Here is a 23708-nt window from a genome sequence, read left to right as displayed (position 1 = left end):
ATCAGGCTTGAACACTCAGGCCGAATTCGGCCGAGGCATCCTGCAGCCACAACCACCAGTAGTCCGAGAAGCTGCGACGAATCACCAGTTCCCAAGTGTCTTCAGCCGTGTGGCGGATCACCAGTTGGGACTTGGCGAACACCGTGCCCACCGCCTTGCCCACCGGGAAGTTGTTGGGGTGCACGTCGTAGCTGGTGGACTTCATCAACACGTCGCGCACGTTCGGGCCGCTAAGCTCGAGGATCTCCTGGCCGCCGCTGACGTTGACGATCTGGATATGCAGGTCGCCCAAGGCAGCCCGCAGGTTTTGCTCGGCGGCAAATTCTTCACCGCTTGGCACCACCAGCAGCCACTCATCCGGGCCGAGCCATTGCAGGCTGGTTTCGCCGTTGATGATGACTTGCAGGGCGCCAGGCAGTTCGATGCCGAGGGCTTTGTGCACGCCGGCAGCGAAGGCCGCATCGTGGCCATCGCCACGGAGGGTCAGGTGGCCGAGCAGTTTCTTTTCACGCACGGTCACGCCGGCGTTCTTGCGGCCCTTGCCCACCAGGCTGGCGAGGTCGGCATGGTGCAGCGACGACTCGGCCTTGGCGCCGGCGGTGGGGCGTTGTTGGTAAACATTGGCTGCTGTCATAAAGCACCTATCTGAATTCTGTTGTGGGGCTACTGGCCTCATCGGGGGCAAGCCCCCTCCCACAGGGGAATGCATTTCACAATGTGGGAGGGGCTTGCCCCCGATGCAGGCACCTCGGTCTATCAGATGTTCTGCCGCTCACCTTTCGGGTCAAAGAACACCGAGGACACAATCTCCGCCTCGATCACGCTGCCATCGGCCTGCGGTGAGAACACCCGCTCGCCGATGCGCTTCAAACCGCCCTTCACCACCGCCATCGCAAACGAGTAACCCAGCGAGTTATGCGCATAGCTTGAGGTCACGTGGCCGACCATCTTCATCGGGATCGTCTGCTTCGGATCGAACACCAGCTGCGCGCCTTCCGGCAGCCACACCGTCGGATCAATCGGCTTCAAGCCCACCAGTTGCTTGCGCTCTTCACGCACGCAGTCTTCACGGTTCATCCCGCGCCAGCCGATCCACGAGAACGGTTTGGTGCGGCCTACACACCAGCCCATGTTCAGGTCGTCCGGGGTCATCGAGCCGTCGGTGTCCTGGCCGACGATGATGAAACCCTTCTCGGCCCGCAGCACGTGCATGGTCTCGGTGCCGTACGGGGTCAGGTTGTACTTTTTGCCGGCCTCGACGATCTGCTCGAGCACGCCCATGGCGTAGTCGGCCTGCACGTTGACTTCGTACGACAGCTCGCCGGTAAACGAAATACGGAACACCCGCGCCGGCACGCCGCCGACCAGGCCTTCTTTCCAGGTCATGAACGGGAAGCCGTCCTTGTCCAGGTCGATATCAGTCACTTCGGCCAGCAGCTTGCGGCTGTTGGGGCCGGACAGGGTCATGGTTGCCCAATGGTCGGTGACCGAGGTGAAGTACACCTTGAGGTCCGGCCATTCGGTCTGTTGGTAGATCTCCAGCCACTGCAGCACGCGCGCGGCGCCGCCGGTGGTGGTGGTCATCAGGAAGTGGTTGTCAGCGAGGCAGGCGGTCACGCCGTCGTCGAAGACCATGCCGTCTTCCTTGCACATCAGGCCGTAGCGCGCCTTGCCCACGTCGAGCTTGGTCCAGGCGTTGCTGTAGATGCGGTTGAGGAACTCGCGGGCATCCGGGCCTTGAATGTCGATCTTGCCGAGGGTGGACGCGTCCAGCAGGCCGACGCTGTCACGCACGGCCAGGCATTCGCGCTTCACTGCGGCGTGCAGGTCTTCACCGTTGCGCGGGAAATACCATGGGCGTTTCCACTGGCCGACGTCTTCAAACTCGGCGCCGTTTTTCACGTGCCAGGCGTGCAGCGCGGTGTAGCGCACCGGTTCGAAGATGTGCCCACAGTGGCGGCCCGCTACGGCGCCGAAGGTCACCGGCGTGTAGTTGGGGCGGAACATCGTGGTGCCCATCTGCGGGATGGTCACATTCAGCGAACGGGCCGCGATGGCCAGGCCGTTGACGTTGCCGAGCTTGCCCTGGTCAGTGCCGAAGCCCAGCGCGGTGTAGCGTTTGACGTGCTCGACCGACTCGAAACCTTCGCGAGTGGCGAGTTCGATGGCGGCGGCGGTGACGTCGTTCTGCAGGTCGACAAATTGCTTCGGCGCCCGTGCAGTGGCTTTCTCGTGCGGCACCTGGAACAGCGCCAGGGTCGGCTCTTCCAGACGGCTCAAGGCTTTGGGCAGCGTGCCTTCCACCGGCGCAAAACCGGCTTCGCTGGCCGCGCGCACGCCGCCTTCAAAGCCATCGGCCAGGGAATCGCCGAGGCCGTAGACGCCATTGATCCCACCCACGCACACGCGTTTTTGCGGTGCTTCGCCCGGTACGAAACCGAGGATGTCTTCACGCCAGGTCGGCTTGCCGCCGAGGTGCGAAGCCAAGTGAACGACAGGGCTGTAGCCGCCGGAGCTGGCCACCAGGTCGCAGTCCAGCCACTCACCGGGGCTGGTGACTTTGTGCGCTTTAACGTCAATGGCGGCGACGCGAGCAGCGGTCACGTGCTTGCTGCCACGCGCTTCGATCACGGCGCTGCCGGTGAGGATGCGAATGCCTTTGGCGCGGGCTTCTTCCACCAGCGCACCGCGAGGGTTGTGGCGCGCATCGGCCACGGCGACGACGGTAAGGCCCGCGTCGAACCAGTCCAGCGCCACGCGGTAGGCGTGGTCATTGTTGGTCGAGAGCACCAGTTTTTTACCGGGTGCCACACCGTAACGACGCACGTAAGTCGAGACCGCGCCGGCGAGCATGTTGCCCGGCACGTCGTTGTTGCCGTACACCAGCGGGCGCTCGCACGCACCGGTCGCCAGCACCACACGCTTGGCCCGCACACGGTGGATGCGCTGACGCACCACGCCAATCGGCGCGCGGTCACCGAGGTGGTCGGTGAGGCGTTCGTGAATGGTCAGAAAGTTGTGGTCGTGGTAACCGTTGACGGTGGCGCGAGGCAGCAGCACCACGTCCGGCAGAGCCTTGAGCTCAGCGATCACACTGGCAACCCATTCGGTGGCTGGCTTGCCGTCGAGGCTTTCGCGCGAATCCAGCAGCGAGCCGCCGAACTCTTCCTGCTCGTCGGCGATGATTACTCGTGCCCCGCTGCGCGCAGCTGCCAGGGCAGCCGATAAACCGGCAGGGCCTGCGCCCACAATCAGCACGTCGCAATGACGGTTCATGTTGTCGTAGGTGTCCGGGTCGTTCTCGGTGGGCGAGCGCCCCAGACCTGCTGCCTTGCGAATGTACTTCTCGTACGTCATCCAGAACGATTGCGGGTACATGAAGGTTTTGTAGTAGAAACCCGGCGGCATCAGCTTGCCGCCGACCTTGCCGAGAATGCCCATCATGTCGTTGTTCACGCTCGGCCAGCCGTTGGTGCTGGTGGCGACCAAACCCTGGTAAAGCGCCTGTTGCGTGGCACGCACGTTGGGGATTTGCGTGGCTTCGGTGGCGCCGATCTGCAGCACCGCGTTCGGCTCTTCGGCACCGGCGGCAAAGATGCCGCGCGGGCGCGAGTACTTGAAGCTGCGGCCGATGATGTCGACGCCATTGGCCAGCAAGGCGGCGGCCAGCGTGTCGCCCTCAAAGCCTTTGTAGCTCTGGCCGTTGAAGCTGAAGGTCAGGACTTTGTTACGGTCGATGCGACCACCGTTGGACAGGCGATTGATCTGGCTCATACCTTCTCTCCAGAAGCCTTGGCGGTGAATTGCGGCTGAGTGCCTATCTTGTAGGTTTCAAGAATTTCGTAGGTCACGGTGTCGCGCGTGGCGTTGAAATACTGGCGGCAACCGGCGGCGTGAATCCACAGCTCGTGATGCAGGCCACGGGGGTTATCGCGGAAGAACATGTAGTCGCCCCACTGCTCATCGGTGCAGGCATTCGGGTCCAGCGGGCGCGGGATGTGCGCTTGGCCGGACGCGTGGAATTCCTCTTCGGAGCGCAGTTCGCCACAGTGAGGACAGAAGATATGCAACATAGGAAATTTCTCCTGTTAGTGGGCGACGGCCGCAGCGCCGTGTTCGTCGATCAACGCACCGTTGTGGAAACGGTCGATGGAGAAAGGCGCGGCCAGTGGGTGCATTTCACCCTTGGCGAGGCTGGCGGCAAACACGTTGCCTGAGCCCGGCGTGGCCTTGAAGCCACCGGTGCCCCAACCGCAGTTGAAGAACATGTTCGGCACTGGCGTCTTGGAGATGATCGGGCAGGCGTCCGGCGTGGTGTCGACGATGCCGCCCCACTGACGGTTCATGCGCACGCGCGACAGCACCGGGAACATCTCGACGATGGCCTGAATGGTGTGTTCGATCACCGGGTACGAGCCGCGCTGGCCGTAGCCGTTGTAGCCGTCGATGCCGGCGCCGATCACCAGGTCGCCCTTGTCGGACTGGCTGATGTAACCATGCACGGCGTTGGACATGATCACGCTGTCGATAATCGGCTTGATCGGCTCGGAAACGAGCGCTTGCAGCGGGTGGGATTCGATCGGCAGGCGGAAGCCCGCGAGCGAAGCCATGTGCCCGGAGTTACCGGCCGTCACTACGCCGACACGCTTGGCGCCGATAAAGCCCTTGTTGGTTTCCACACCGATGCACACGCCGTTTTCCTTGCGAAAGCCGATCACTTCGGTCTGCTGGATCAAGTCCACGCCGAGGGCGTCGGCAGCTCGCGCAAAACCCCAGGCCACGGCATCGTGACGGGCCACGCCGCCGCGCCGTTGCACGGTGGCGCCGAGTACCGGGTAGCGGGTGTTTTTCGAGCAGTCGAGGTACGGGATCTCGTCGGCCACTTGTTTGGCGTTGAGCAGTTCGCCGTCCACGCCGTTGAGGCGGTTGGCGCTGACGCGGCGCTCGGAGTCACGGACGTCTTGCAGGGTGTGGCACAGGTTGTAGACGCCACGCTGGGAGAACATCACGTTGTAGTTCAGGTCCTGGGACAGGCCTTCCCACAGTTTCATCGCGTGTTCGTACAGGTGCGCCGACTCGTCCCACAGGTAGTTGGAACGCACGATGGTGGTGTTGCGCGCGGTGTTACCGCCGCCCAGCCAGCCTTTCTCGACCACGGCCACATTGGTGATGCCGTGTTCTTTGGCCAGGTAGTAGGCGGTCGCCAGACCATGCCCGCCGCCGCCGACGATGACCACGTCGTAGACCTTTTTCGGTGTGGGCGTGCGCCACATCTTCTGCCAGTTTTCGTGGTGGCTGAGTGAGTGCTTGAAGAGGCCGAAGCCCGAGTAGCGTTGCATAGTCATTACTCCAAAACCGCGCTCAGCGATAAACCGGGAAATCAGCGCACAGGGCAGACACGTGCTTGGCCACGTTGGCCTCGACATCGGCGTCGCCGAGGTTGTCGAGGATGTCGCAGATCCAGCCGGCCAGCTCAATGCACTGCGGCACTTTGAAGCCACGTGTGGTCACCGCTGGGGTGCCGATGCGCAGGCCCGAGGTCACGAACGGCGACTGCGGGTCATTCGGCACGGCGTTCTTGTTGACGGTGATGTGGGCGCGACCAAGGGCGGCGTCCGCCTCTTTGCCGGTGAGGCCCTGACGGATCAGGCTGACCAGGAACAGGTGGTTGTCGGTGCCGCCGGACACCACGTCGTAGCCACGTTTGATAAACACACTGGCCATGGCCTGGGCGTTTTCGATCACTTGTTGCTGGTAGACCTTGAAGCCAGGCTCCGCCGCTTCCTTGAAGCACACCGCCTTGCCGGCGATCACATGCATCAGCGGGCCGCCCTGGGCGCCGGGGAATACGGCGGCGTTGAGTTTTTTCTCAATTTCTTCGTTGGCCTTCGCCAGGATCAAGCCGCCACGCGGACCGCGCAGGGTTTTGTGGGTGGTGGTGGTGACCACATCGGCATACGGCAGCGGGTTCGGGTACAAACCGGCGGCCACCAGGCCGGCGACGTGGGCCATGTCGACGAACAGCAGCGCGCCAACCTTGTCGGCGATCGCGCGGAAACGCGGGAAATCCAGGGTTTTGGAGTAAGCGGAGAAACCGGCCACCACCATCTTCGGCTTGTGCTCCACCGCCAGGCGCTCGACTTCGTCGTAGTCGATCAGGCCGGTGTCAGTGTTGATGCCGTATTGCACCGCGTTGTACAGCTTGCCCGAGGACGACACTTTGGCGCCGTGGGTCAAGTGACCGCCATGGGCCAGGCTCATACCGAGGATGGTGTCGCCGGCGTTCAGCAGCGCCAGGTACACCGCGCTGTTGGCGGACGAGCCGGAGTGCGGCTGCACGTTGGCGTAATCGGCGCCGAACAGCTGCTTGGCGCGCTCGATGGCCAGGGCTTCAACCTTGTCCACATGCTCGCAGCCGCCGTAGTAGCGCTTGCCGGGGTAGCCTTCGGCGTATTTGTTGGTGAGGCCGCTGCCCTGAGCTTCCATCACGCGTTTGCTGGTGTAGTTCTCTGACGCGATCAGCTCGATATGATCTTCCTGACGCTGCTCCTCGGCATTCATCGCCGCCAGCAAGGCGTCGTCATATCCCTGGATCTGGTCTTTTTTGCTGAACATCGCGTCTCTCCCAGCCTTTCGTATTGTTGAGGCCCGTGCAGGGCCTTTGATGCGATGGTAGGGCTGGCGCAGACAGGTCAAATGCCTACGGACGCCACGCAAAGGTGCGTTTACGACATAGCGGCAACAACACCGATCAAATGTGGGAAGGGGCTTGCCCCCGATAGCGGCGGATCAGCTTGCACCTAGGCTGGCTGACACACCGCAATCGGGGGCAAGCCCCCTCCCACAGGGGTTAGACGATGATCTGGCGCACGAGTAGCAGCAGCAGGAAATGCACGGGATAGAGTGCATACGCCCAGCGCCGCATGGCGGTGGCGTCACAGGGTTGGCGTGTCGCAAATGTGGGAGGGGGCTTGCCCCCGATAGCGGTGGATCAGCTTGCACCTAGGCTGGCTGACACACCGCAATCGGGGGCAAGCCCCCTCCCACAGGGGTTAGACGATGATCTGGCGCACGAGTAGCAGCAGCAGAAAATGCACGGGATAGAGGGCATACGCCCAGCGCCGCATGGGCGGTGGCGTCACAGGGTTGGCGTGTCGCAAATGTGGGAGGGGGCTTGCCCCCGATAGCGGCGGATCAGCTTGCACCCAGGCTGGCTGACACACCGCAATCGGGGGCAAGCCCCCTCCCACAGGGGTTAGGCGATGATGTGGCGCACGAGTAGCAGCAGCAGGAAATGCGCGGGATAGAGTGCATACGCCCAGCGCCGCATGGCGGGCGGCGTCACAGGGTTGGCGTGTCGCAATAAGAGGATCAAATGTGGGAGGGGGCTTGCCCCCGATAGCGGCGGATCAGCTTACACCTAGGCTGGCTGACACACCGCAATCGGGGGCAAGCCCCCTCCCACAGGGGTTACGCGATGATCTGGCGCACGAGTAGCAGCAGAAGGAAATGCACGGGATAGAGTGCATACGCCCAGCGCCGCATGGCGGGCGGCGAGACGTTTTGGGCATGTCGCAATAAGACCAAGCCAGCCAAAGGCGCGATCAGGCAGGCGGCCAACCCGGTCAGCGCCACGGTTGAGCCGCTGTTGAGCAAAATCTGCCATTGATTCGCCGCCACGCAGACCAACCCCGGCAACACACCGAAATACCATGGCCGACTGAACACCAGCAGCATCGCCAGCGGCAGCAATACACCGAAAAAACCGAACATCAAATGCGTGGAAAACACCGCGCCTAAAGTGAGGGCGATCAGCGCCAATCCTCGATCAACAAGCGCCTTCTGCTGCCATCCTCTGGCAACCAGCAGGCCCAGCGCCAGGGTCGGCAATACGTTCAAGGTATCGGCATCGTCGATAAACAGTCGGTACGGCACTTCACTGATCACACTGAACAGCAGCAGCCAGCCCAGGTAACGCCATTGGCCCGTTACCGGCGCATCTTTGACCCGGTGCAGGTTCGCCGCAATCGCCAGGCAAAACCAGGGGAATGCCAGGCGCCCCGGCACGTACAGGCCATCCAGGCTCAAACCGACATAGCGCAGGTGATCCAAAACCATGCTCAGCAGCGCCAGCCACTTGAGCAGGTCCAGGGCGCCATCGCGCGCGCGCTTGGCAGGAATCGTTTCAGTACCGTGCATAATTCCCCAGTGACTTTGCATTTACAGTGCGTGCGCCCGCCCAACATTCTTGGTTACAGTGCGCACCAACATCGACCACAGGAATGGGCCATGACCGACAAGAGCCAACAATTCGCCAGCGACAACTATTCCGGCATTTGCCCGGAAGCCTGGGCCGCCATGGAACTCGCCAACCAGGGCCATCAGCGCGCCTACGGCGATGATGAATGGACCCACCGCGCCGCCGACGGTTTCCGCAATCTGTTCGAAACCGACTGCGAAGTATTCTTCGCCTTCAACGGCACCGCCGCCAACTCCCTGGCGTTGTCCTCGCTGTGCCAGAGCTACCATAGCGTGATTTGCTCGGAAACCGCCCACGTCGAAACCGACGAATGCGGCGCGCCGGAGTTTTTCTCCAACGGCTCCAAGCTGCTCACCGCCCGCACCGAAAACGGCAAGCTGACCCCCGAGTCGATCCGCGAGATCGCGCTCAAGCGCCAGGACATTCACTACCCCAAACCACGCGTGGTCACCCTGACCCAAGCCACCGAAGTCGGCAGCGTGTACACCCCGCAAGAAATCCGCGCGATCAGTGCCACCTGCAAGGAACTGGGCCTGAACCTGCACATGGACGGCGCACGCTTTTCCAACGCCTGCGCGTTCCTCGGCTGCTCCCCGGCCGACCTGACGTGGAAAGCCGGCGTGGACGTATTGTGCTTCGGCGGCACGAAAAACGGCATGGCGGTGGGTGAAGCCATCCTGTTCTTCAACCACAAATTGGCTGAAGACTTCGATTACCGCTGCAAACAGGCCGGTCAGTTGGCGTCGAAAATGCGCTTCCTCTCGGCGCCGTGGGTGGGCCTGCTGGAAAACGACGCCTGGCTCAAACACGCACGCCACGCCAACCACTGCGCGCAATTGCTGAGCAGCCTGGTGGCGGACATTCCTGGTGTGGAGTTGATGTTCCCGGTTCAAGCCAACGGCGTGTTCCTGCAGCTCTCGGAAGCGGCCATCGAGGCGCTGACGGCCAAGGGCTGGCGCTTCTACACCTTCATCGGCAAAGGTGGCGCGCGGTTCATGTGTGCCTGGGATACCGAGGAAGAGCGCGTGCGCGAATTGGCAGCCGATATACGCGAAGTGATGGGCGCCTGAATTCACCACTGAACAAAATGTGAGAGGGGCCTGCCCCCGATAGCAGTCTTTCAGTCAATGCATCAGTGACTGTTCCACTGCCATCGGGGGCAAGCCCCCTCCCACATTTGCCCCTGCCCGCTTGAGGGTTTGGCCTATCAGAACTCGATTCGCACATCACCCTTCGGCACACTGCAGCACGACAGGATGTAGCCTTCGGCCTCGTCTTCCTCGGTAATCCCGCCGTTGTGCTCCATCTCGACCTCCCCGCCCAGCTTCATCACCTTGCAGGTGCCGCAGATGCCCATGCCGCAGGCTTTGGGAATCAGCAAACCAAGCTTGGCCGCAGCGGCGTGGACGGTTTCGCCCGGCGCCACGCGAATGCTCTTGCCCGACGCAATGAACTCCACCTGATGCAGGTCGGCCAAGTCGATTTCGGGGGCGTCGGCGGCCTGTTCGGCTTGCTCCACCGCGTCGGCCCGCGCTTCCGGCGGCGTCGCGCCGAAGGACTCTTCGTGGTAGCGCGTCATGTCAAAGCCCGCCACTTCCAGCAGACGCTTCACCGCGTTCATGTACGGCGTAGGGCCGCAGCAGAACACTTCGCGCTCGAGGAAGTCCGGCACCATCAGTTCGAGCATCTTGTGGTTCAGGTAGCCGCGATAACCGGCCCAGGGCTCGCCGAGGCCGTGTTTTTCACAGATCAGGTGCAGGCTGAAGTTGTCGATCCGCGATGCCATGTGTTCCAGCTCGCGGTGGTAAATGATGTCTTTGGGCGAGCGCGCGCTGTGGATAAACGTCATGTCGACATTGGCGTTGGTGTCGTAATACCAACGCGCCATGGACATCACCGGCGTGATGCCGACGCCGCCGCTCAGATACAGCACTTTCGGGTTGCTGAAATCGATGGCATTGAACAGCCCCACCGGCCCGTGCACCGCCAGCTCCTGGCCTTCGTGCAGCGTGTCGTGCAGCCAGTTGGAGACTTTGCCGCCCGGCACGCGCTTGATCGTCACCGAAAAGCTGTACGGCACCGACGGTGAACTGGAGATGGTGTAGGAGCGCATGATCGGCTGGCCGTCGATTTCCAGCTCCAGGGTGACGAACTGCCCCGGCTTGAAAAAGAACAGGATCGGCTGGTCGGCCATAAAGCAGAAGGTGCGCACGTCCCAGGTTTCCTGGATGACTTTGACGCAACGGACGATGTGCCGACCATTGGCCCAGGTCTGGGTGGTGACCGGATTCAGGAAGCTGTTGGACATGCTGTTCTCCGCAGCCGTATATCGGCCTGATGGTGGCGATTCTGCGTAACGCGAGAAGCGTCCATTTACCTATCTGCGACATTCACATACTTATCGCGACCAGCCCCCATACCACGGGGGTTGCGCGTCGGGATCAGAGTGGGCCATGTCGCTAATGGACAAGGTTCTGGCCTTTGCCGGGCCCACACTCGCTCCCAACACAGACGCTTTCTTTACGCCTTGCTGCAAAACCTGATTAGCCACTTTTCGCCGGCCACACAGAATGGCCCTGAGGACACACACGATGGACGTCACCGCAACCTTAAGCTTGGGCGATCCGCTGGAACCCGCACGCAAGGCCACCGCGCAAATGCTGCAAGAGCGCGAGCGCACTTTTTCGCTGCCGCAGCCGTTTTACTCTGACGAGCGGCTGTTTGATATCGACATGCAGGAGATCTTCCAGAAAGAGTGGTTGATCGCCGGCATGACCTGCGAGATTCCCACCAAGGGCAACTACCTGACCCTGCAAGTGGGCAAGAACCCGATCATCGTGATCCGTGGCGCCGAGGGCGTGGTGCATGCCTTTCACAACGTGTGCCGTCACCGTGGCTCACGCCTGTGCACCAGCGACAAGGGCAAGGTCGCCAAACTCGTCTGCCACTACCACCAGTGGACCTACGAGCTGGACGGCCGCCTGCTGTTCGCCGGCACCGAGATGGGCGCCGACTTCGACATGAAGCAGTACGGCTTGAAACCCGTGAACGTGAAGACCGCCGGCGGCTACATCTTCATCAGCCTGGCCGAGAACCCGCCGGCCATCGACGACTTCCTGTCGACGCTGAACCACTACATGGAACCCTACGACATGGAAAACACCAAGGTGGCGATCCAGACCACCTTGTTCGAAAAAGCCAACTGGAAGCTGGTGCTGGAAAACAACCGCGAGTGCTACCACTGCAACGCCTCGCACCCGGAACTGTTGAAAACCCTGCTGGAGTGGGACGACGTCACCGACCCGCGCGCCGACCAGGCCTTCAAGGACCACGTCGCCGCTTCCGCCGCCGCGTGGGATGCCGAGAAGATCCCTTACGCCCACGCCAGCTTCGGCCTGCGTAACCGCATCGTGCGCATGCCACTGCTCAAAGGCACGGTGTCGATGACCCTGGACGGCAAACAAGGCTGCAACAAGCTGATGGGCCGCATCAAGAACCCGGACCTGGGCTCGATGCGCATCCTGCACCTGCCGCACTCGTGGAACCACTGCATGGGCGATCACATCATCGTGTTCACCGTGTGGCCGATCAGCGCCCAGGAAACCATGGTTACCACCAAGTGGATCGTGCACAAGGACGCCGTCGAAGGCGTGGACTACGACGTGGAGCGCATGCGCAAAGTGTGGGACGCCACCAACGACCAGGACCGTCGCCTGGCCGAAGAAAACCAGCGCGGTATCAACTCCACCGCCTATCAGCCAGGGCCTTACTCCAAGACGTATGAGTTTGGTGTGGTGAATTTTGTGGATTGGTACAGCGAGCGTTTGCTGAGCAACCTGGGGGCGGCACCGGCGCCGTATCTCAAGGGCGTGGCCGTACACAAGTAACTGACACACGACCGATCAAAATGTGGGAGCGGGCTTGCCCGCGAATGCGGCGGATCAGCCAGCCCATCTGGCGACTGACACACCGCTTTCGCGAGCACGCCCGCTCCCACATTAGGTTTGCGCACTGTTCAAAAGTTGATCAACTGCCTTGCAACCCTTTACAGCTCTGCCCTCCAGCCTTCGCCCAACAACTTATCCACAAAGCCACCCACAGCAATTGTGGGCAAGTGCTCCTTCCCCTTTGAATTAAATGAAGAAAATCCGTGACTTATTCAAGTCTCGCAGTTTTCACATTACCTGATCATTTATTAACCAAACCTCTGAAAGCCTCTAATTACGTGGCCTGTAGAAGTACGCAAACACCTTATCCACAGAAGCACCAACAGACTTTGGGGGCAACTTTGTCAGTGCTGTGGAAAACCGCGTCAAAGCTTCACAATTCAGGCGATTCAGGGGTTTCCGTCGGCAAACCAGACGAATTGATCATATTTTGAACAAACCATTGAAAGCCTCTGTTTATAAGGCCTGTAGCCGATAGCGAACATCTTATCCACAGAAGCGCCAACAGACTTTGGGGGCAAGTCTGTCTCGGGCGATGCCCACGCTTGTGGAAAAACCCAAGCAAAAACCGTCGGTTAGGCTGGTTATTTTTCGTACAGTGGGCTGCAGGGCTTGATATACAGGGGGTGTGGACAGCCGCGAACAGGTTATCCACAGGTGGATCAACAGGGATTGTGGGTAAGCCCACTAATCAAATGTGGGAGCCGGGCTTGCCCGCGATGCAGGCAACTCGGTTAATCAGTTAGACCGACGTGAGGCTATCGCAGGCAAGCCAGCTCCCACACAAACCATCTCCGACAGAAAATCACCGCACCACGCCTTCTTCAATGAGCAGCTTGAGAATGGCCTCGGCACCCGCCTCGGGGCTCAGACCCTTGAGCACTTGCCCACCGCCGCCGCTGGCCTTGGCCGTGGCAGCCTTCATACGGTCGGCGCCGCTCTTGGCCTTAATCACCTTGAGGCGCTTGGGCCGAGGCTTCGCCGGCTGCAGCACCGCACCTGTGAATAACTCGTCCTGCTCAATCTCGACGTCATGGGCGGCCAATGCGCCGCGCTGCCCAGGGCCGTAGGCGCTTTGCCGTGGCTTGGGCGCGGCGTTGTCCACCGTGGCCAGAAACGGCAGGCGCACCTTCAAGCGCCGCCGCTGCCCACGCGGCAAGGCTTGCAGCACGTGGGCGATGCCGCCGTCGATGGACTCCACCTGCGCCAGCCCGACAATCAGCGGCCAGCCCAGTTGCTCGGCCAGCAGAAACGGCAACATGCCCGAGCCCTCGCCGGTTTCCGCCTGGCTGCCGGTGAGCACCACCTGGGCACCGGCATCGCGCAGGTAATCGCTGAGGGCCGGCAAGGCGTCAGCGCCGGCCGGCTGCTCAAGCACGTGCAATTGCGCCAAACCCATGCCCAGGTAACTGCGCAACGTCGGCTCGTGAATGTTGCCGGCGTGCAGCACCTGCAACTTATCCCCCGCCATTTGCAGGCCCAACTCGACGGCGCGGGCATCCTGCTCCGCGCGGCGTGGCCGGCCGGAAGTGGGGTGGGCGCCGATGGATACCAAGCTGATTACAGGCGTTGTCATGGTCATGTCCTTAAGCTGCATCGCGCTTGGCGCCGTTACGGTAGGCCTCGACCGCAGCGATCAAGGCTTGCAGAATCGCGGCGCTCTCGCCGATCACCGACAGGTCGGCACGCTTGATCATGTCGCAGCCGGGGTCGAGGTTGATTGCCACCACCTTGTCGCAGGCGCCAATGCCTTGCAGGTGCTGGATCGCCCCGGAAATGCCCACGGCCACGTAAACCCTCGCGGTGACCCAGGTGCCACTGGCGCCGACCTGGCGATCACGCGCCATAAAGCCATCGTCCACCGCCACCCGCGAGGCGCCTTCGGTGGCGCCCAGCGCCGCGGCGGTCCGGTGGAACAGTGCCCAGTCCTTCACGCCATTGCCGCCGGAGAAAATAAACTCCGCTTCGGCCATGGGAATCGCGCCGGGGTCCACCGCCACCGCGCCGAGGTCTTCGATACGCGGCAAGCTGCGCGCCAAGGGTGTGGATAACTCCACGGGCAACGCTTCGTGACGTGTTTCGCTGACCGGTTCGGCGCACTCCACGGCCGCCAGGATCAGGCGCGGCAATGGCCGGGCCAGGTCTTCCTGGCCCGCACCCGCGCGGCCAATGCACTCCTCGCCCTTGATCTGCCAGACCCGCGTGGCCGGGCGTTCCTTGAGGCTCGCGGCAAAGCGCCGGCCCAACTCACCACCGCCGCTGCGGCTGTCCGGCAGCAGCCAGTGGCGCGGGTTGAACTGGTTATCCACAGCCCGCAGGCCTTGCACGCGTTGCTCCGGTGAATAACCGTCGAATGCGTGACCTTCCAACACCAGCAGGCGATCAACGCCCGCCGTGGCAAAGGCACTTTCCTTGTGCTCGCCAAACACCACCGCCAGCACGGCGCCGTCGCTGCCGGCGAGTTGCCGCGCCAAGCCGAGCACGTCGCGGTCGTGGCTGCTCAGGCGGCCGCCGACCATGTCCGGCACCACGCTGATGTAAAACGCCGGCGCTGGCACCTGATGCAATGGCAACAGCACCTCCACCGCCGCTTTGCGCTTGGCCGCGCCGCCCTGCTGGGCACCGCTGCGGTCGATACGCTTGATACCGTTAGGGCCGATAAAACCGACCCCATGTACGTTCTTGCGGATGACGCCGTTGGGTCCCATCCAGCTGTGTTGCTGCGGCTGCATCGCCGCATGCAGTGGGTGCAGGCGGTTGCGGGCGATCCATTCGGCCCGTGGGTCGCGGCGGATAATGTCGCTCATCAATGCACCTCCGCAGGTTCACGTTGGGTTGCAGACTTGGCCGGTGCTGCGTCTTCAAGCAAAGCGTCAGCCACCAGTTCGGCGATGTCCTTGATCAGCGGGCGTGGTTCAACCACGCCTTCCAGCATCGCCGTGCACTGCGGGCAACCCACGGCCACCAGCTCGGCGCCGGTTTCGCGGATGTCGTCCATGCGCATATCGGGAATGCGTTGCTTGCCGGGAATGTCGGTGATCGGTGCACCGCCACCGCCACCGCAGCAGCGTGAGCGGAAGCCCGAGCGTTGCATCTCCTTGACCTCGATGCCCAGCGCGCGCAGCACTTGGCGCGGCGCCTCGTATTCGCCGTTGTAACGGCCCAGGTAACAAGGGTCGTGATAGGTCACGCTGTTGCCTTTGTGCTGACCCAGGTTCAACGCGCCTTCGCCGATCAGTTCGGCCATAAAGGTGCTGTGGTGCTGCACCCGATAGTTACCGTTGAAGGCGCCGTACTCGTTTTTCAGTACGTGGAAGCTGTGGGGGTCACAGGTGACGATGCGCTTGAAGCAGTATTTTTCCAGGGTCTGGATATTGCGCGTGGCCAACAGTTGGAACGTGGCTTCATCGCCCAGGCGCCGCGCGACGTCGCCGCTGTCGCGCTCTTCCAGGCCGAGCACCGCGAAGTCGACCTTGGCCGCTTTCAGCACTTTGACGAAGGCGCGCAGGGTGCGTTGGTTGCGCATGTCGAAGGCACCGTCGCCGACCCAGAACAACACGTCGGCGCTGCCTTTTTCACTGAACAGCGGCAGGTTCAGATCCGCCGCCCAATTCAGGCGGCCGCCCGGTGCGAAACCGCCGGGGTTGTCGGTGGCGATCAGGTTTTCCAGGACTTCGGCACCCTTGTTCGGCGTCGCGCCTTTTTCCAGGGTGAGGTGGCGGCGCATGTCGACGATGGCGTCCACGTGCTCGATCATCATCGGGCACTCTTCCACGCAGGCGCGGCAGGTGGTGCATGACCACAGGGTTTCGGCATCCACCAGCCCGTTGACGATCGGCTGGTGCGGGTTGCCGCCGTGTTCGCCCACCGGTTTGCCGGGATACGGGCTGCCGGCGAACTTGGCATCAGTGCCACCGGCCAGGCCGACGACCATGTCCTGGATCAACTTCTTCGGGTTCAACGGCTGGCCGGCGGCGAACGCCGGGCACGCGGCTTCGCACTTTCCGCACTGCACGCAGGCGTCGAAGCCGAGCAGTTGGTTCCAGGTAAAGTCCTTGGGTTTTTCCACGCCCAGCGGCGCGGTTTTATCGCTCAAGTCCAGCGGCTTCAGGCCGGTGGAGCGGCCGCCACCAAAGCGTTCGGCGCGGCGGTGCCAGGCCAGGTGCAGCGCACCGGCGAAGGCGTGTTTCATCGGGCCGCCCCAGGTCATGCCGAAGAACATTTCCGACACGCCCCACAGCACGCCCAGGCTGAGCAATGCCGCCAGTAGCCAGCCGCCGAAGTCGGCCGGCAGAATCCCGGCCACCGGCAAAGTCACCAGGAAGAAGCTCACCGAGAACGCCATCAGGCTTTTCGGCAGGCGCATCCACGGGCCTTTCGACAGGCGCGGCGGCGGGTTGCGACGGCGCAGGTAGACAAACGTGGCGCCGACAAACATCAGCACCGACGCCAGCAGCAAGGCGTAGCCGAGGATGCGGTTATGCAGGCCGAAACCGTGCACCAGAATCGCCAGCAACGCCGAGAGCACAAAGCCCAGGGCGGTGGCGACGTGGGTGTTGGCGATGTATTTGTCGCGGGCCACCACGTGGTGCAGATCGACCATGTAGCGCTTGGGCATGGCCAGCAGACCGCCGAGCAGGTCGACCTTGGAGGCACGGCCGCGGCGCCACATGTTCACCCGGCGCAGGGCGCCCAGCAAAGCCAGGCCCAGCGCCGCGAACAAAAGAACAGGCAGCAAGGTGTTCAACATGGTGAAGCTCCCACAAACCGCACATATCTACTGTGAAACTGGCCTGAATGTGGGAGGGGGCTTGCCCCCGAAAGCGGTGGGTCAGCTACAGCTGTATCACCTGGCCCGCCGCCATCGGGGGGCAAGCCCCCTCCCACCTTTTTGGCCGAGTTCACCTCGTCAGAAATCCTTGCACAGGCGCAGGGCGTCATAGATCGCGGCGTGGGTATTACGCTGCGCCACACAGTCACCGATGCGGAACAGCAAGTACCCCTCGCCCGGCTCGCTCAGGCACGGCTGCGGCTTGATCGCGAACAGCGCTTCGATGTCCATCTGGCCTTTGTTGCGCGAACCCTGCTTGAGCGCGTAGTAGATTTCCTCATCCGGACGCACACCGTTCTCGACCACCACTTGATCGACCACGCGTTCTTCCTTGGCGCCGGTATATTCGTTCTCCAGCACCGCCACCAGCTTGTCGCCTTCGCGGTAGACCTTTTCCAGCATCATGTCGCCGGTCATGATCACTTCTTTGGGGTACATGCTGCGGTAGTACGTCGGGAACGACGTACCGCCCACGGCCACGCCCGGCTTGATGTCGTCGGTGACGATCTCGACCTGGCTGCCTTTGTCCGCCAAAAAGTCCGCCACCGACATGCCGGTGAATTCACAAATGGTGTCGTACACCAGCACGTTTTTGCCCGGCGCGACCTTGCCGTCGAGCACGTCCCAACTGCTGACCACCAGGCCTTCTGCTGCGCCCCAGTGTTCGTTCTGTTCCAGGAACGGGTGCCCGCCGACGGCCAGCACCACCACGTCCGGGCGCAAGTCGAGGATCGCATCGGCGTTCGCCGCCACGCCCAGGCGCAGGTCCACGTTCAGGCGCGCCAGCTCCAGCTGGAACCAGCGCGTGATCCCGGCAATCTGGTCGCGCTGCGGCGCTTTGGAAGCGGTGGTGATTTGCCCGCCGATAAACTCTTTCTTCTCGAACAACGTCACGTCATGCCCACGCTCGGCGGCGACGCGGGCCGCTTCCATCCCGGCAGGCCCGGCACCGACCACCACGACTTTGCGTTTGGGCCCGGTGGATTTCTCGATGATGTGCGGCACGCCCATGTATTCACGCGAGGTCGCGGCGTTCTGGATGCACAGCACGTCCAGCCCTTGGTACTGGCGGTCGATGCAATAGTTGGCGCCGACGCACTGCTTGATCTGGTCGATCTGGCCCATCTTGATCTTGGCGATCAGGTGCGGATCGGCGATGTGCGCACGGGTCATGCCGACCATGTCCACGTAGCCGCCTTCCAGAATGCGCGTGGCCTGGTTCGGGTCCTTGATGTTCTGCGCGTGCAGCACCGGGGCCTTCACCACTTCCTTGATGCCGGCGGCCAGGTGCAGAAACGGCTCCGGTGGATAACTCATGTTCGGGATCACGTTGGCCAGGGTGTTGTGGGTATCACAGCCCGAGCCGACCACACCGATAAAGTCCAACATGCCGGTGTCGTCGTAATACTTGGCGATCTGTTTCATGTCCTCGTGGGACAGGCCGTCCGGGTGAAATTCATCGCCGCACAGGCGGATGCCGACGCAGAAATCCGGGCCGACCTCAGCCCGCACAGCCTTCAATACCTCAAGGCCGAAACGCATGCGATTTTCGAAGCTACCGCCCCATTCGTCAGTGCGCTTGTTGACGCGCGGGCTCCAGAATTGGTCGATCATGTGCTGGTGCACCGCCGACAACTCCACGCCGTCCAGGCCACCGGCCTTGGCGCGCGCCGCCGCGCTGGCGTAGTTGCCGATCACGCGCCAGATTTCTTCCGGCTCGATGGTTTTGCAGGTGGCGCGGTGCACCGGCTCGCGGATGCCAGACGGCGACAGCAGCGTGGGCCAGTGCTCACCGTCCCAGCGTGAGCGACGGCCCATGTGGGTAATCTGGATCATGATCTTGGCGCCATGCTTGTGCATGGCATCGGCCAGGTTCTGGAAGTGCGGGATGATGCGGTCGTCGGCCAGGTTCACCGACTTCCACCAGCCTTGCGGGCTGTCGATGGCCACACTTGAAGAACCGCCGCAGATCGCCAGGCCGATCCCGCCCTTGGCTTTCTCTTCGTAATACTTCACATAGCGGTCGGTGGTCATGCCGCCGTCGGTGGCATACACCTCGGCATGGGCGGTACTGAGCACGCGGTTGCGGATGGTCAGTTTGCCGATCTGGATCGGCGCGAACATTGCTTCGAAAGCCATGGCACGGTTCCTCGACTTACAACGGCTTGACGGTGAACAGGCCGTCGTCGTGGCCCTCTTCGGAGCCTCCGTACACTTGCTCGGCCACGGTGCGGATCTGGCTGCCGCGCGCCTGCAGAATCTGGTCCATGGCGCCGGCAAACCAGCCGGTGAACATGTAGTCGACCTTGCGCCCGACCTTGCCGTACACGTAGACAAATGCCGAGTGCTCGAGCTTGACGCTGGCGGTGCCTTTATCGAGGTCGATGTCCTGGATCTTGAACAGGCCCCAGCCGCGTTGCGACAAGCGTTTCATGTAGTGTTCGAACACCGCGACGCCTTCCAGGCCGTGGCATTCAGCTTCTTTTTCACACCAGTGCCAGGCGGATTTGTAGCCAGCCTTGTAGAGGATTTCGGCGTAGGCCTCGCTGCCCAGGACTTCTTCAATGCCCATGTGGTTGTTGACGAAAAAGTGGCGCGGCACGTACAGCATCGGCAGGGCGTCGGAGGTCCAGACACCGGTTTCGCTGTCGACTTCGATAGGCAATTGCGGGGCGATCTTGGCCATGGAAACTTAACTCCAGAAAATTCGTTTGAATGCCCCAGGCACCGGATGGCCTGGGGAAAAGAAGTGTTGGCGGTGGCTTATTCGCCCCAGACGTCCTTTAAGACGTTGACCCAGTTCTCGCCCATGATCTTGCGCACCACGCGCTCGCTGTGACCGCGCTTGAGCAAGGTCTCGGTGAGGTTCGGAAACTCGCCCACGGTGCGGATGCCCAGCGGGTTGATGATCTTGCCGAAGCTGGTCAGGCGGCGGGCGTAGCCCTTGTCATGGGTCAGCATTTCGAAGAAATCCTGGCCATGGCCCTGGGTGAAGTCGGTACCGATGCCGATGGCGTCTTCGCCGACGATGTTCATGGTGTATTCGATGGCTTCGGCGTAGTCGTCGATGGTCGAATCAATACCCTTGGCCAAGAATGGCGCAAACATGGTCACGCCGACAAAACCGCCGTGGTCGGCGATGAACTTGAGTTCTTCATCGGATTTGTTGCGTGGGTGCTCTTTGAGCCCGGACGGCAGGCAGTGGGAGTAGCACACCGGCTTTTTCGATTCGAGGATGACTTCTTCGCTGGTTTTGGAGCCGACGTGGGACAGGTCGCACATGATGCCGACGCGGTTCATTTCGCCGACGACTTCACGGCCAAAGCCTGACAGGCCGCCGTCGCGCTCGTAGCAACCGGTGCCCACCAGGTTCTGGGTGTTGTAGCACATCTGCACCACGCCAACCCCGAGCTGCTTGAAGATCTCGACGTAGCCCAATTGGTCTTCAAACGCATGGGCGTTCTGGAAGCCGAAGATAATGCCGGTTTTGCCCTGCTCCTTGGCTTTGCGGATGTCGGCGGTGGTTTTCACCGGGATCACCAGGTCGCTGTTCTCACGGATCAGGGTCTGGCTGGCCACGATGTTGTTGATCGTGGCCTGGAAGCCTTCCCACACCGACACGGTGCAGTTGGCGGCGGTCAGCCCACCTTTGCGCATGTCCTCGAACAGGTCGCGGTTCCACTTGGCAATGATCAGCCCGTCGATAACGATGCTGTCGGCGTGCAATTGCGCTGGGCTCATCAGGCGTCCCCTTATTGGCGATTCATGCGCCGAATCGTCTGCCGGCGCTTTGGGGCCAGCATATGCCCAGGGGCTGAACGAACCGGGTGCAAAAACGACAGGGGAATTGCCGAAAGCGTCAATCCGCGACAAAGGCCTACATGACACGTCTGACTGACGACTGTTCTTTGTCTTACGCTTGAGCCAGAATTCCGCATCACCTGAAATGAGACGGCGCAATGAAATCGATTTTCCTGGCTTTGGCACTCATCGCAACCGGCGTCCACGCGGCCGAAGACACCGACAACACGCCCTGCGATGGCATCGAAAACGACAAACAAACCCTGGAATGCGCCACTTACAACAAAACCACCGCCGAACAATTGCTCAAAGACAACTATCAAGGCCTGCTGGAACGCATGGGTTCGACCTATGGCAGCAACAAGTCGCAATTGGCCGACATTACCGCTCGTCTGAAGGATGCTCAGCAAAAGTGGGAAAAACTGCGTGACGCCGATTGCGCAGTGGACACCTTCCCGGCAGTCAACGGCAGCAAGGAATACGCGATTCAACTCAATGACTGCCTGGCGCGGATGAGTGATGAGCGGTCGGAGTTTTTGGAGTCGATCGGCCAGGAATAAGCCGGTTGCAAGCGCCAAGGATTATTGAAAAGGAATTCACATGTATTACCCACGCGAAGCGCAGAGGGATTTCCTCTACACGCGCGCCGCCCTGCTGTTTTTGGCCATGCTGATACTGTCGCTGATGCTGAGTTTGTCGGTGAGCCGGGGCGCACCGTTTGCACTGATAAAGGCGGCGCCCATCGAAACCATCGGGCACATCACCCAACTGGAACGCCTCAGCGCCTGGGCCTCCAGCATCAACGTGTATTACGCCTTCGAGCATGAAGGCCAACGCATGGAGGGCATGGTGAACAACAGCAGCTACGTCGACGACCCTGGCTACGAAGTGGGCGGCCCGGTCCCCGTGGTGTACTCAAAATGGTTTCCGACGGTGCATAACATCAAGGCGAACTTTAAATCGAGTTCGCCTAATTTCTACATCATGAGCGTAAGCGTCGGCCTGATGGTGGTGTTCTCGATACTGATGTTCTGGACGGCGCATCAGATCTATCAACATCAAGAAGAAGACCGGCATTACTGATACTCGCCACTCAGCCCCATTTTAATAGGCCATTGAATGACTATCTGCGGCATCGAAATCAAAGGCAGCGAAGCCATCATTGCTGTCGCCTCTCAGGACAATCAGGCGCTGACCCACGTCGCCCTGGCCACCAAGAAAATCGCGCTTGAAGATGACGATGAAGCGGCGAACGTCAAAGCCTTCGCCGCCCAGGTGAAGGCGTTTGTGCAGGCAAACGCCATCACCCGCATCGCGATCAAGAAGCGCAGCAAGAAAGGCGAATTTGCCGGTGGCCCGACCACGTTCAAGATTGAAGGCGTGTTTCAGTTGCTGGAGGGGGTTGAGGTGACACTGCTGTCGCCGCAGACCATCAATGCGCAGAACAAGAAGCACAACTTTGAGTTGCCGGCTTCGCTGAACAAGTATCAGCACGAGGCTTACAAAGCGGCGTGCTCGGCGCTGGTAAAGAAATAAACCACGACGCATGTCAGATGTGGGAGGGGGCTTGCCCCCGATGTCGGGGTGTCAGTCACTGATAGGCTGCTGACCCACCGCTATCGGGGGCAAGCCCCCTCCCACATTGGTTTTGTGGTGCGCTTCAGCGCTTGTGCAGCAGCCAATCCCCGAATGACTTGTCTTCCAGGGCATACCCGCCACGGCTCGACTTCCACACCAGCTCCTTGTCGCGCAGCGCATCAATACACGCCTGTATGGTCTGGGTGCCCGGCACCACATCGCTGCCCATGTCTTCCAGCGCCTTGCTGACCGCCGTGAGGGTGCTGTCGGTAAAAGGCGCAAAGGGTTCGTTGTTCTGCGAACGCGCCACCATCACTTCCAGCACGGCGCGCTGGGGGACGGTGAGGTTGTTCCAGGCACTTTCGAACTCCGTCCACACGCCCGCGCGCAGGAATTCGGCGCGACTGTGCAGCAATTGGCCCAGGTTGCTGGCCTCACCCAGTTCCAGCGCCACTTCACCGATGATGGTGCGCAGCATCTCGGGGCGACGGCCAACCAACTCAAACGCCTCATCAATGTCGGCGGCGTCGAACTGATTGGTGCTGGCCAAATGCGCGTTGAGGTGCGCGGTGTAGGCTTGGGTGAACGCTTTGCCGAGCAAGGGAAACGGCGTGATGCTGGAGCCGAAGAACGGCTGGCTTTTGCCCAACACCAAATGCGCCAGCTTGTCGCGGTTGGAACCGGTGAACACCAGGCGCAAGCCGCTGCCCTCTTCGTCACGGCCTTGGTTGAGCTGATCCCGGGCGGCCTTCAACGCAAACATCGCGTTGATACCGGACTCGGTGGTCAAGGCGTGCTGGGCTTCGTCAATCACCAGCACCACAGGTTTTTCCGCCGCGCTGTGCAGCAACTCCAGGGCTTGGGTCAGTGTGGCACCGACGGGCAATTGTGGCTTGGTGAAGTCCCAGGACAGGGTGCGCAGAAAGCTTAGTTTCTCGATGCCAATGTTCTTGGCCAATTTGCGAATGCCCTTCTCAAAGGGAACCAGCGCAGCGGCAATGGCGCTGGCGATCAATTCCGCCGGATCTTTCTCTTTATCGGCCCAGAGATCGACGTACACCGCCAGCCAACCCCGCAGCTGACACTCGGGGATCAGGTCTTCACGCAAAAAGGTGCTTTTGCCGGTGCGGCGCGGCGCCGCCAGAAACAGGCCAGAGGTAAAATCCTGAATACCGGCCCCCACCAAACCGTCGGCAATACTGCTTGCCAGGGCGGGGCGGCGAAACACGAAGCCGCTGTTCTTCGACATGCTTTTATACTCAATTATGGAAAGGACTATAAATTATAGTGA

19 protein-coding genes and 2 pseudogenes are annotated in these 23708 nt (G+C 61.5%); 5 read left to right on the top strand and 16 right to left on the bottom strand.

The genetic code is table 11. The features are described from left to right. Position 1 precedes the first annotated feature (1 nt). From AACV02_RS03250 to AACV02_RS03210, 8 genes and pseudogenes are all read right to left on the bottom strand, one after another. On the bottom strand, positions 2-634 hold the full coding sequence (locus AACV02_RS03250) for a sarcosine oxidase subunit gamma (protein ID WP_119737587.1): 633 nt from the start codon (positions 632-634) through the stop codon (positions 2-4). Between the two features lie 122 nt (positions 635-756). Then, positions 757-3774, bottom strand: a complete 3018-nt coding sequence (locus AACV02_RS03245) for a sarcosine oxidase subunit alpha (protein ID WP_119737584.1) — start codon at positions 3772-3774, stop codon at positions 757-759. Further along, positions 3771-4073 carry a sarcosine oxidase subunit delta gene (locus tag AACV02_RS03240; protein WP_074847785.1) on the bottom strand — a complete coding sequence of 101 codons (303 nt, stop codon included), beginning with the start codon at positions 4071-4073 and terminating at the stop codon, positions 3771-3773. The genes AACV02_RS03245 and AACV02_RS03240 overlap by 4 nt, the downstream gene beginning before the upstream one ends. Positions 4074-4088: 15 nt before the next feature. Then, on the bottom strand, positions 4089-5339 hold the full coding sequence (locus AACV02_RS03235; protein ID WP_119737582.1) for a sarcosine oxidase subunit beta: 1251 nt from the start codon (positions 5337-5339) through the stop codon (positions 4089-4091). Positions 5340-5361: 22 nt separating this feature from the next. Then, positions 5362-6615 (bottom strand): serine hydroxymethyltransferase, encoded by a 1254-nt coding sequence (glyA, locus tag AACV02_RS03230; protein WP_106575582.1) that lies wholly within the window; start codon positions 6613-6615, stop codon positions 5362-5364. Between the two features lie 437 nt (positions 6616-7052). Further along, positions 7053-7160 (bottom strand): annotated as a pseudogene (locus tag AACV02_RS03220) (TraX family protein); the annotation flags it as partial. Positions 7161-7255: 95 nt separating this feature from the next. Further along, positions 7256-7372 (bottom strand): annotated as a pseudogene (locus tag AACV02_RS03215) (TraX family protein); the annotation flags it as partial. 98 nt (positions 7373-7470) lie between these two features. After that, on the bottom strand, positions 7471-8199 hold the full coding sequence (locus tag AACV02_RS03210) for a TraX family protein (protein WP_119737580.1): 729 nt from the start codon (positions 8197-8199) through the stop codon (positions 7471-7473). Positions 8200-8289: 90 nt separating this feature from the next. Here AACV02_RS03210 and AACV02_RS03205 point away from each other — a divergent pair, with 90 nt between their 5' ends. Further along, the gene (locus AACV02_RS03205; protein WP_106575584.1) at positions 8290-9330 is read left to right on the top strand and encodes a threonine aldolase family protein; all 1041 of its coding nucleotides are present in this window, start codon (positions 8290-8292) and stop codon (positions 9328-9330) included. Positions 9331-9467: 137 nt separating this feature from the next. On the opposite strand, the gene gbcB is transcribed toward AACV02_RS03205, so the two are convergent. Continuing rightward, positions 9468-10568 carry a glycine-betaine demethylase subunit GbcB gene (gene gbcB / locus AACV02_RS03200; protein ID WP_119737577.1) on the bottom strand — a complete coding sequence of 367 codons (1101 nt, stop codon included), beginning with the start codon at positions 10566-10568 and terminating at the stop codon, positions 9468-9470. A 283-nt stretch (positions 10569-10851) separates the two neighbouring features. On the opposite strand from gbcB, the gene gbcA reads away from it, so the two are divergent. Next, positions 10852-12147, top strand: coding sequence for a glycine-betaine demethylase subunit GbcA (gene gbcA, locus AACV02_RS03195; RefSeq protein ID WP_119737575.1), 1296 nt, complete (start codon positions 10852-10854; stop codon positions 12145-12147). An 865-nt stretch (positions 12148-13012) separates the two neighbouring features. On the opposite strand, the gene etfB is transcribed toward gbcA, so the two are convergent. The 6 genes from etfB to AACV02_RS03165 all read right to left on the bottom strand — a co-directional run bounded on the left by etfB (position 13013) and on the right by AACV02_RS03165 (position 20779). Beyond that, the gene (gene etfB / locus AACV02_RS03190; RefSeq protein WP_119737570.1) at positions 13013-13783 is read right to left on the bottom strand and encodes an electron transfer flavoprotein subunit beta; all 771 of its coding nucleotides are present in this window, start codon (positions 13781-13783) and stop codon (positions 13013-13015) included. Between the two features lie 10 nt (positions 13784-13793). After that, on the bottom strand, positions 13794-15014 hold the full coding sequence (gene etfA, locus AACV02_RS03185; RefSeq protein ID WP_119737568.1) for an electron transfer flavoprotein subunit alpha: 1221 nt from the start codon (positions 15012-15014) through the stop codon (positions 13794-13796). Continuing rightward, positions 15014-16957: a dimethylglycine demethylation protein DgcB gene (gene dgcB / locus AACV02_RS03180; protein ID WP_119737565.1), complete on the bottom strand. Its 1944-nt coding sequence runs from the start codon at positions 16955-16957 to the stop codon at positions 15014-15016. Before dgcB ends, etfA begins: the two co-directional genes overlap by 1 nt. Before the next feature lie 159 nt (positions 16958-17116). Then, positions 17117-19177, bottom strand: coding sequence for a dimethylglycine demethylation protein DgcA (dgcA, locus tag AACV02_RS03175; RefSeq protein WP_119737562.1), 2061 nt, complete (start codon positions 19175-19177; stop codon positions 17117-17119). A gap of 16 nt (positions 19178-19193) precedes the next feature. After that, positions 19194-19724, bottom strand: a complete 531-nt coding sequence (locus AACV02_RS03170; RefSeq protein WP_106575592.1) for a DUF5943 domain-containing protein — start codon at positions 19722-19724, stop codon at positions 19194-19196. A 77-nt stretch (positions 19725-19801) separates the two neighbouring features. Next, positions 19802-20779 carry a dipeptidase gene (locus AACV02_RS03165; RefSeq protein ID WP_119737560.1) on the bottom strand — a complete coding sequence of 326 codons (978 nt, stop codon included), beginning with the start codon at positions 20777-20779 and terminating at the stop codon, positions 19802-19804. Positions 20780-20997: 218 nt separating this feature from the next. On the opposite strand from AACV02_RS03165, the gene AACV02_RS03160 reads away from it, so the two are divergent. The 3 genes from AACV02_RS03160 to AACV02_RS03150 are packed head-to-tail and all read left to right on the top strand — an operon-like array spanning position 20998 to position 22375. Next, positions 20998-21399 carry a lysozyme inhibitor LprI family protein gene (locus tag AACV02_RS03160; RefSeq protein WP_119737558.1) on the top strand — a complete coding sequence of 134 codons (402 nt, stop codon included), beginning with the start codon at positions 20998-21000 and terminating at the stop codon, positions 21397-21399. Between the two features lie 40 nt (positions 21400-21439). Further along, on the top strand, positions 21440-21922 hold the full coding sequence (locus AACV02_RS03155; RefSeq protein WP_119737556.1) for a hypothetical protein: 483 nt from the start codon (positions 21440-21442) through the stop codon (positions 21920-21922). Between the two features lie 36 nt (positions 21923-21958). Next, entirely contained in the window at positions 21959-22375 is a 417-nt protein-coding gene (locus tag AACV02_RS03150; RefSeq protein WP_106575595.1) for a DUF3010 family protein, read from the top strand. 124 nt (positions 22376-22499) lie between these two features. On the opposite strand, the gene AACV02_RS03145 is transcribed toward AACV02_RS03150, so the two are convergent. Then, positions 22500-23666: an AAA family ATPase gene (locus AACV02_RS03145; RefSeq protein ID WP_106575596.1), complete on the bottom strand. Its 1167-nt coding sequence runs from the start codon at positions 23664-23666 to the stop codon at positions 22500-22502. Between the last annotated feature and the right edge of the window lie 42 nt (positions 23667-23708).

Source organism: Pseudomonas sp. Larv2_ips (assembly GCF_963879675.1).
Classification (GTDB): domain Bacteria; phylum Pseudomonadota; class Gammaproteobacteria; order Pseudomonadales; family Pseudomonadaceae; genus Aquipseudomonas.
This window is presented reverse-complemented; position numbering and strand designations above follow the sequence as displayed.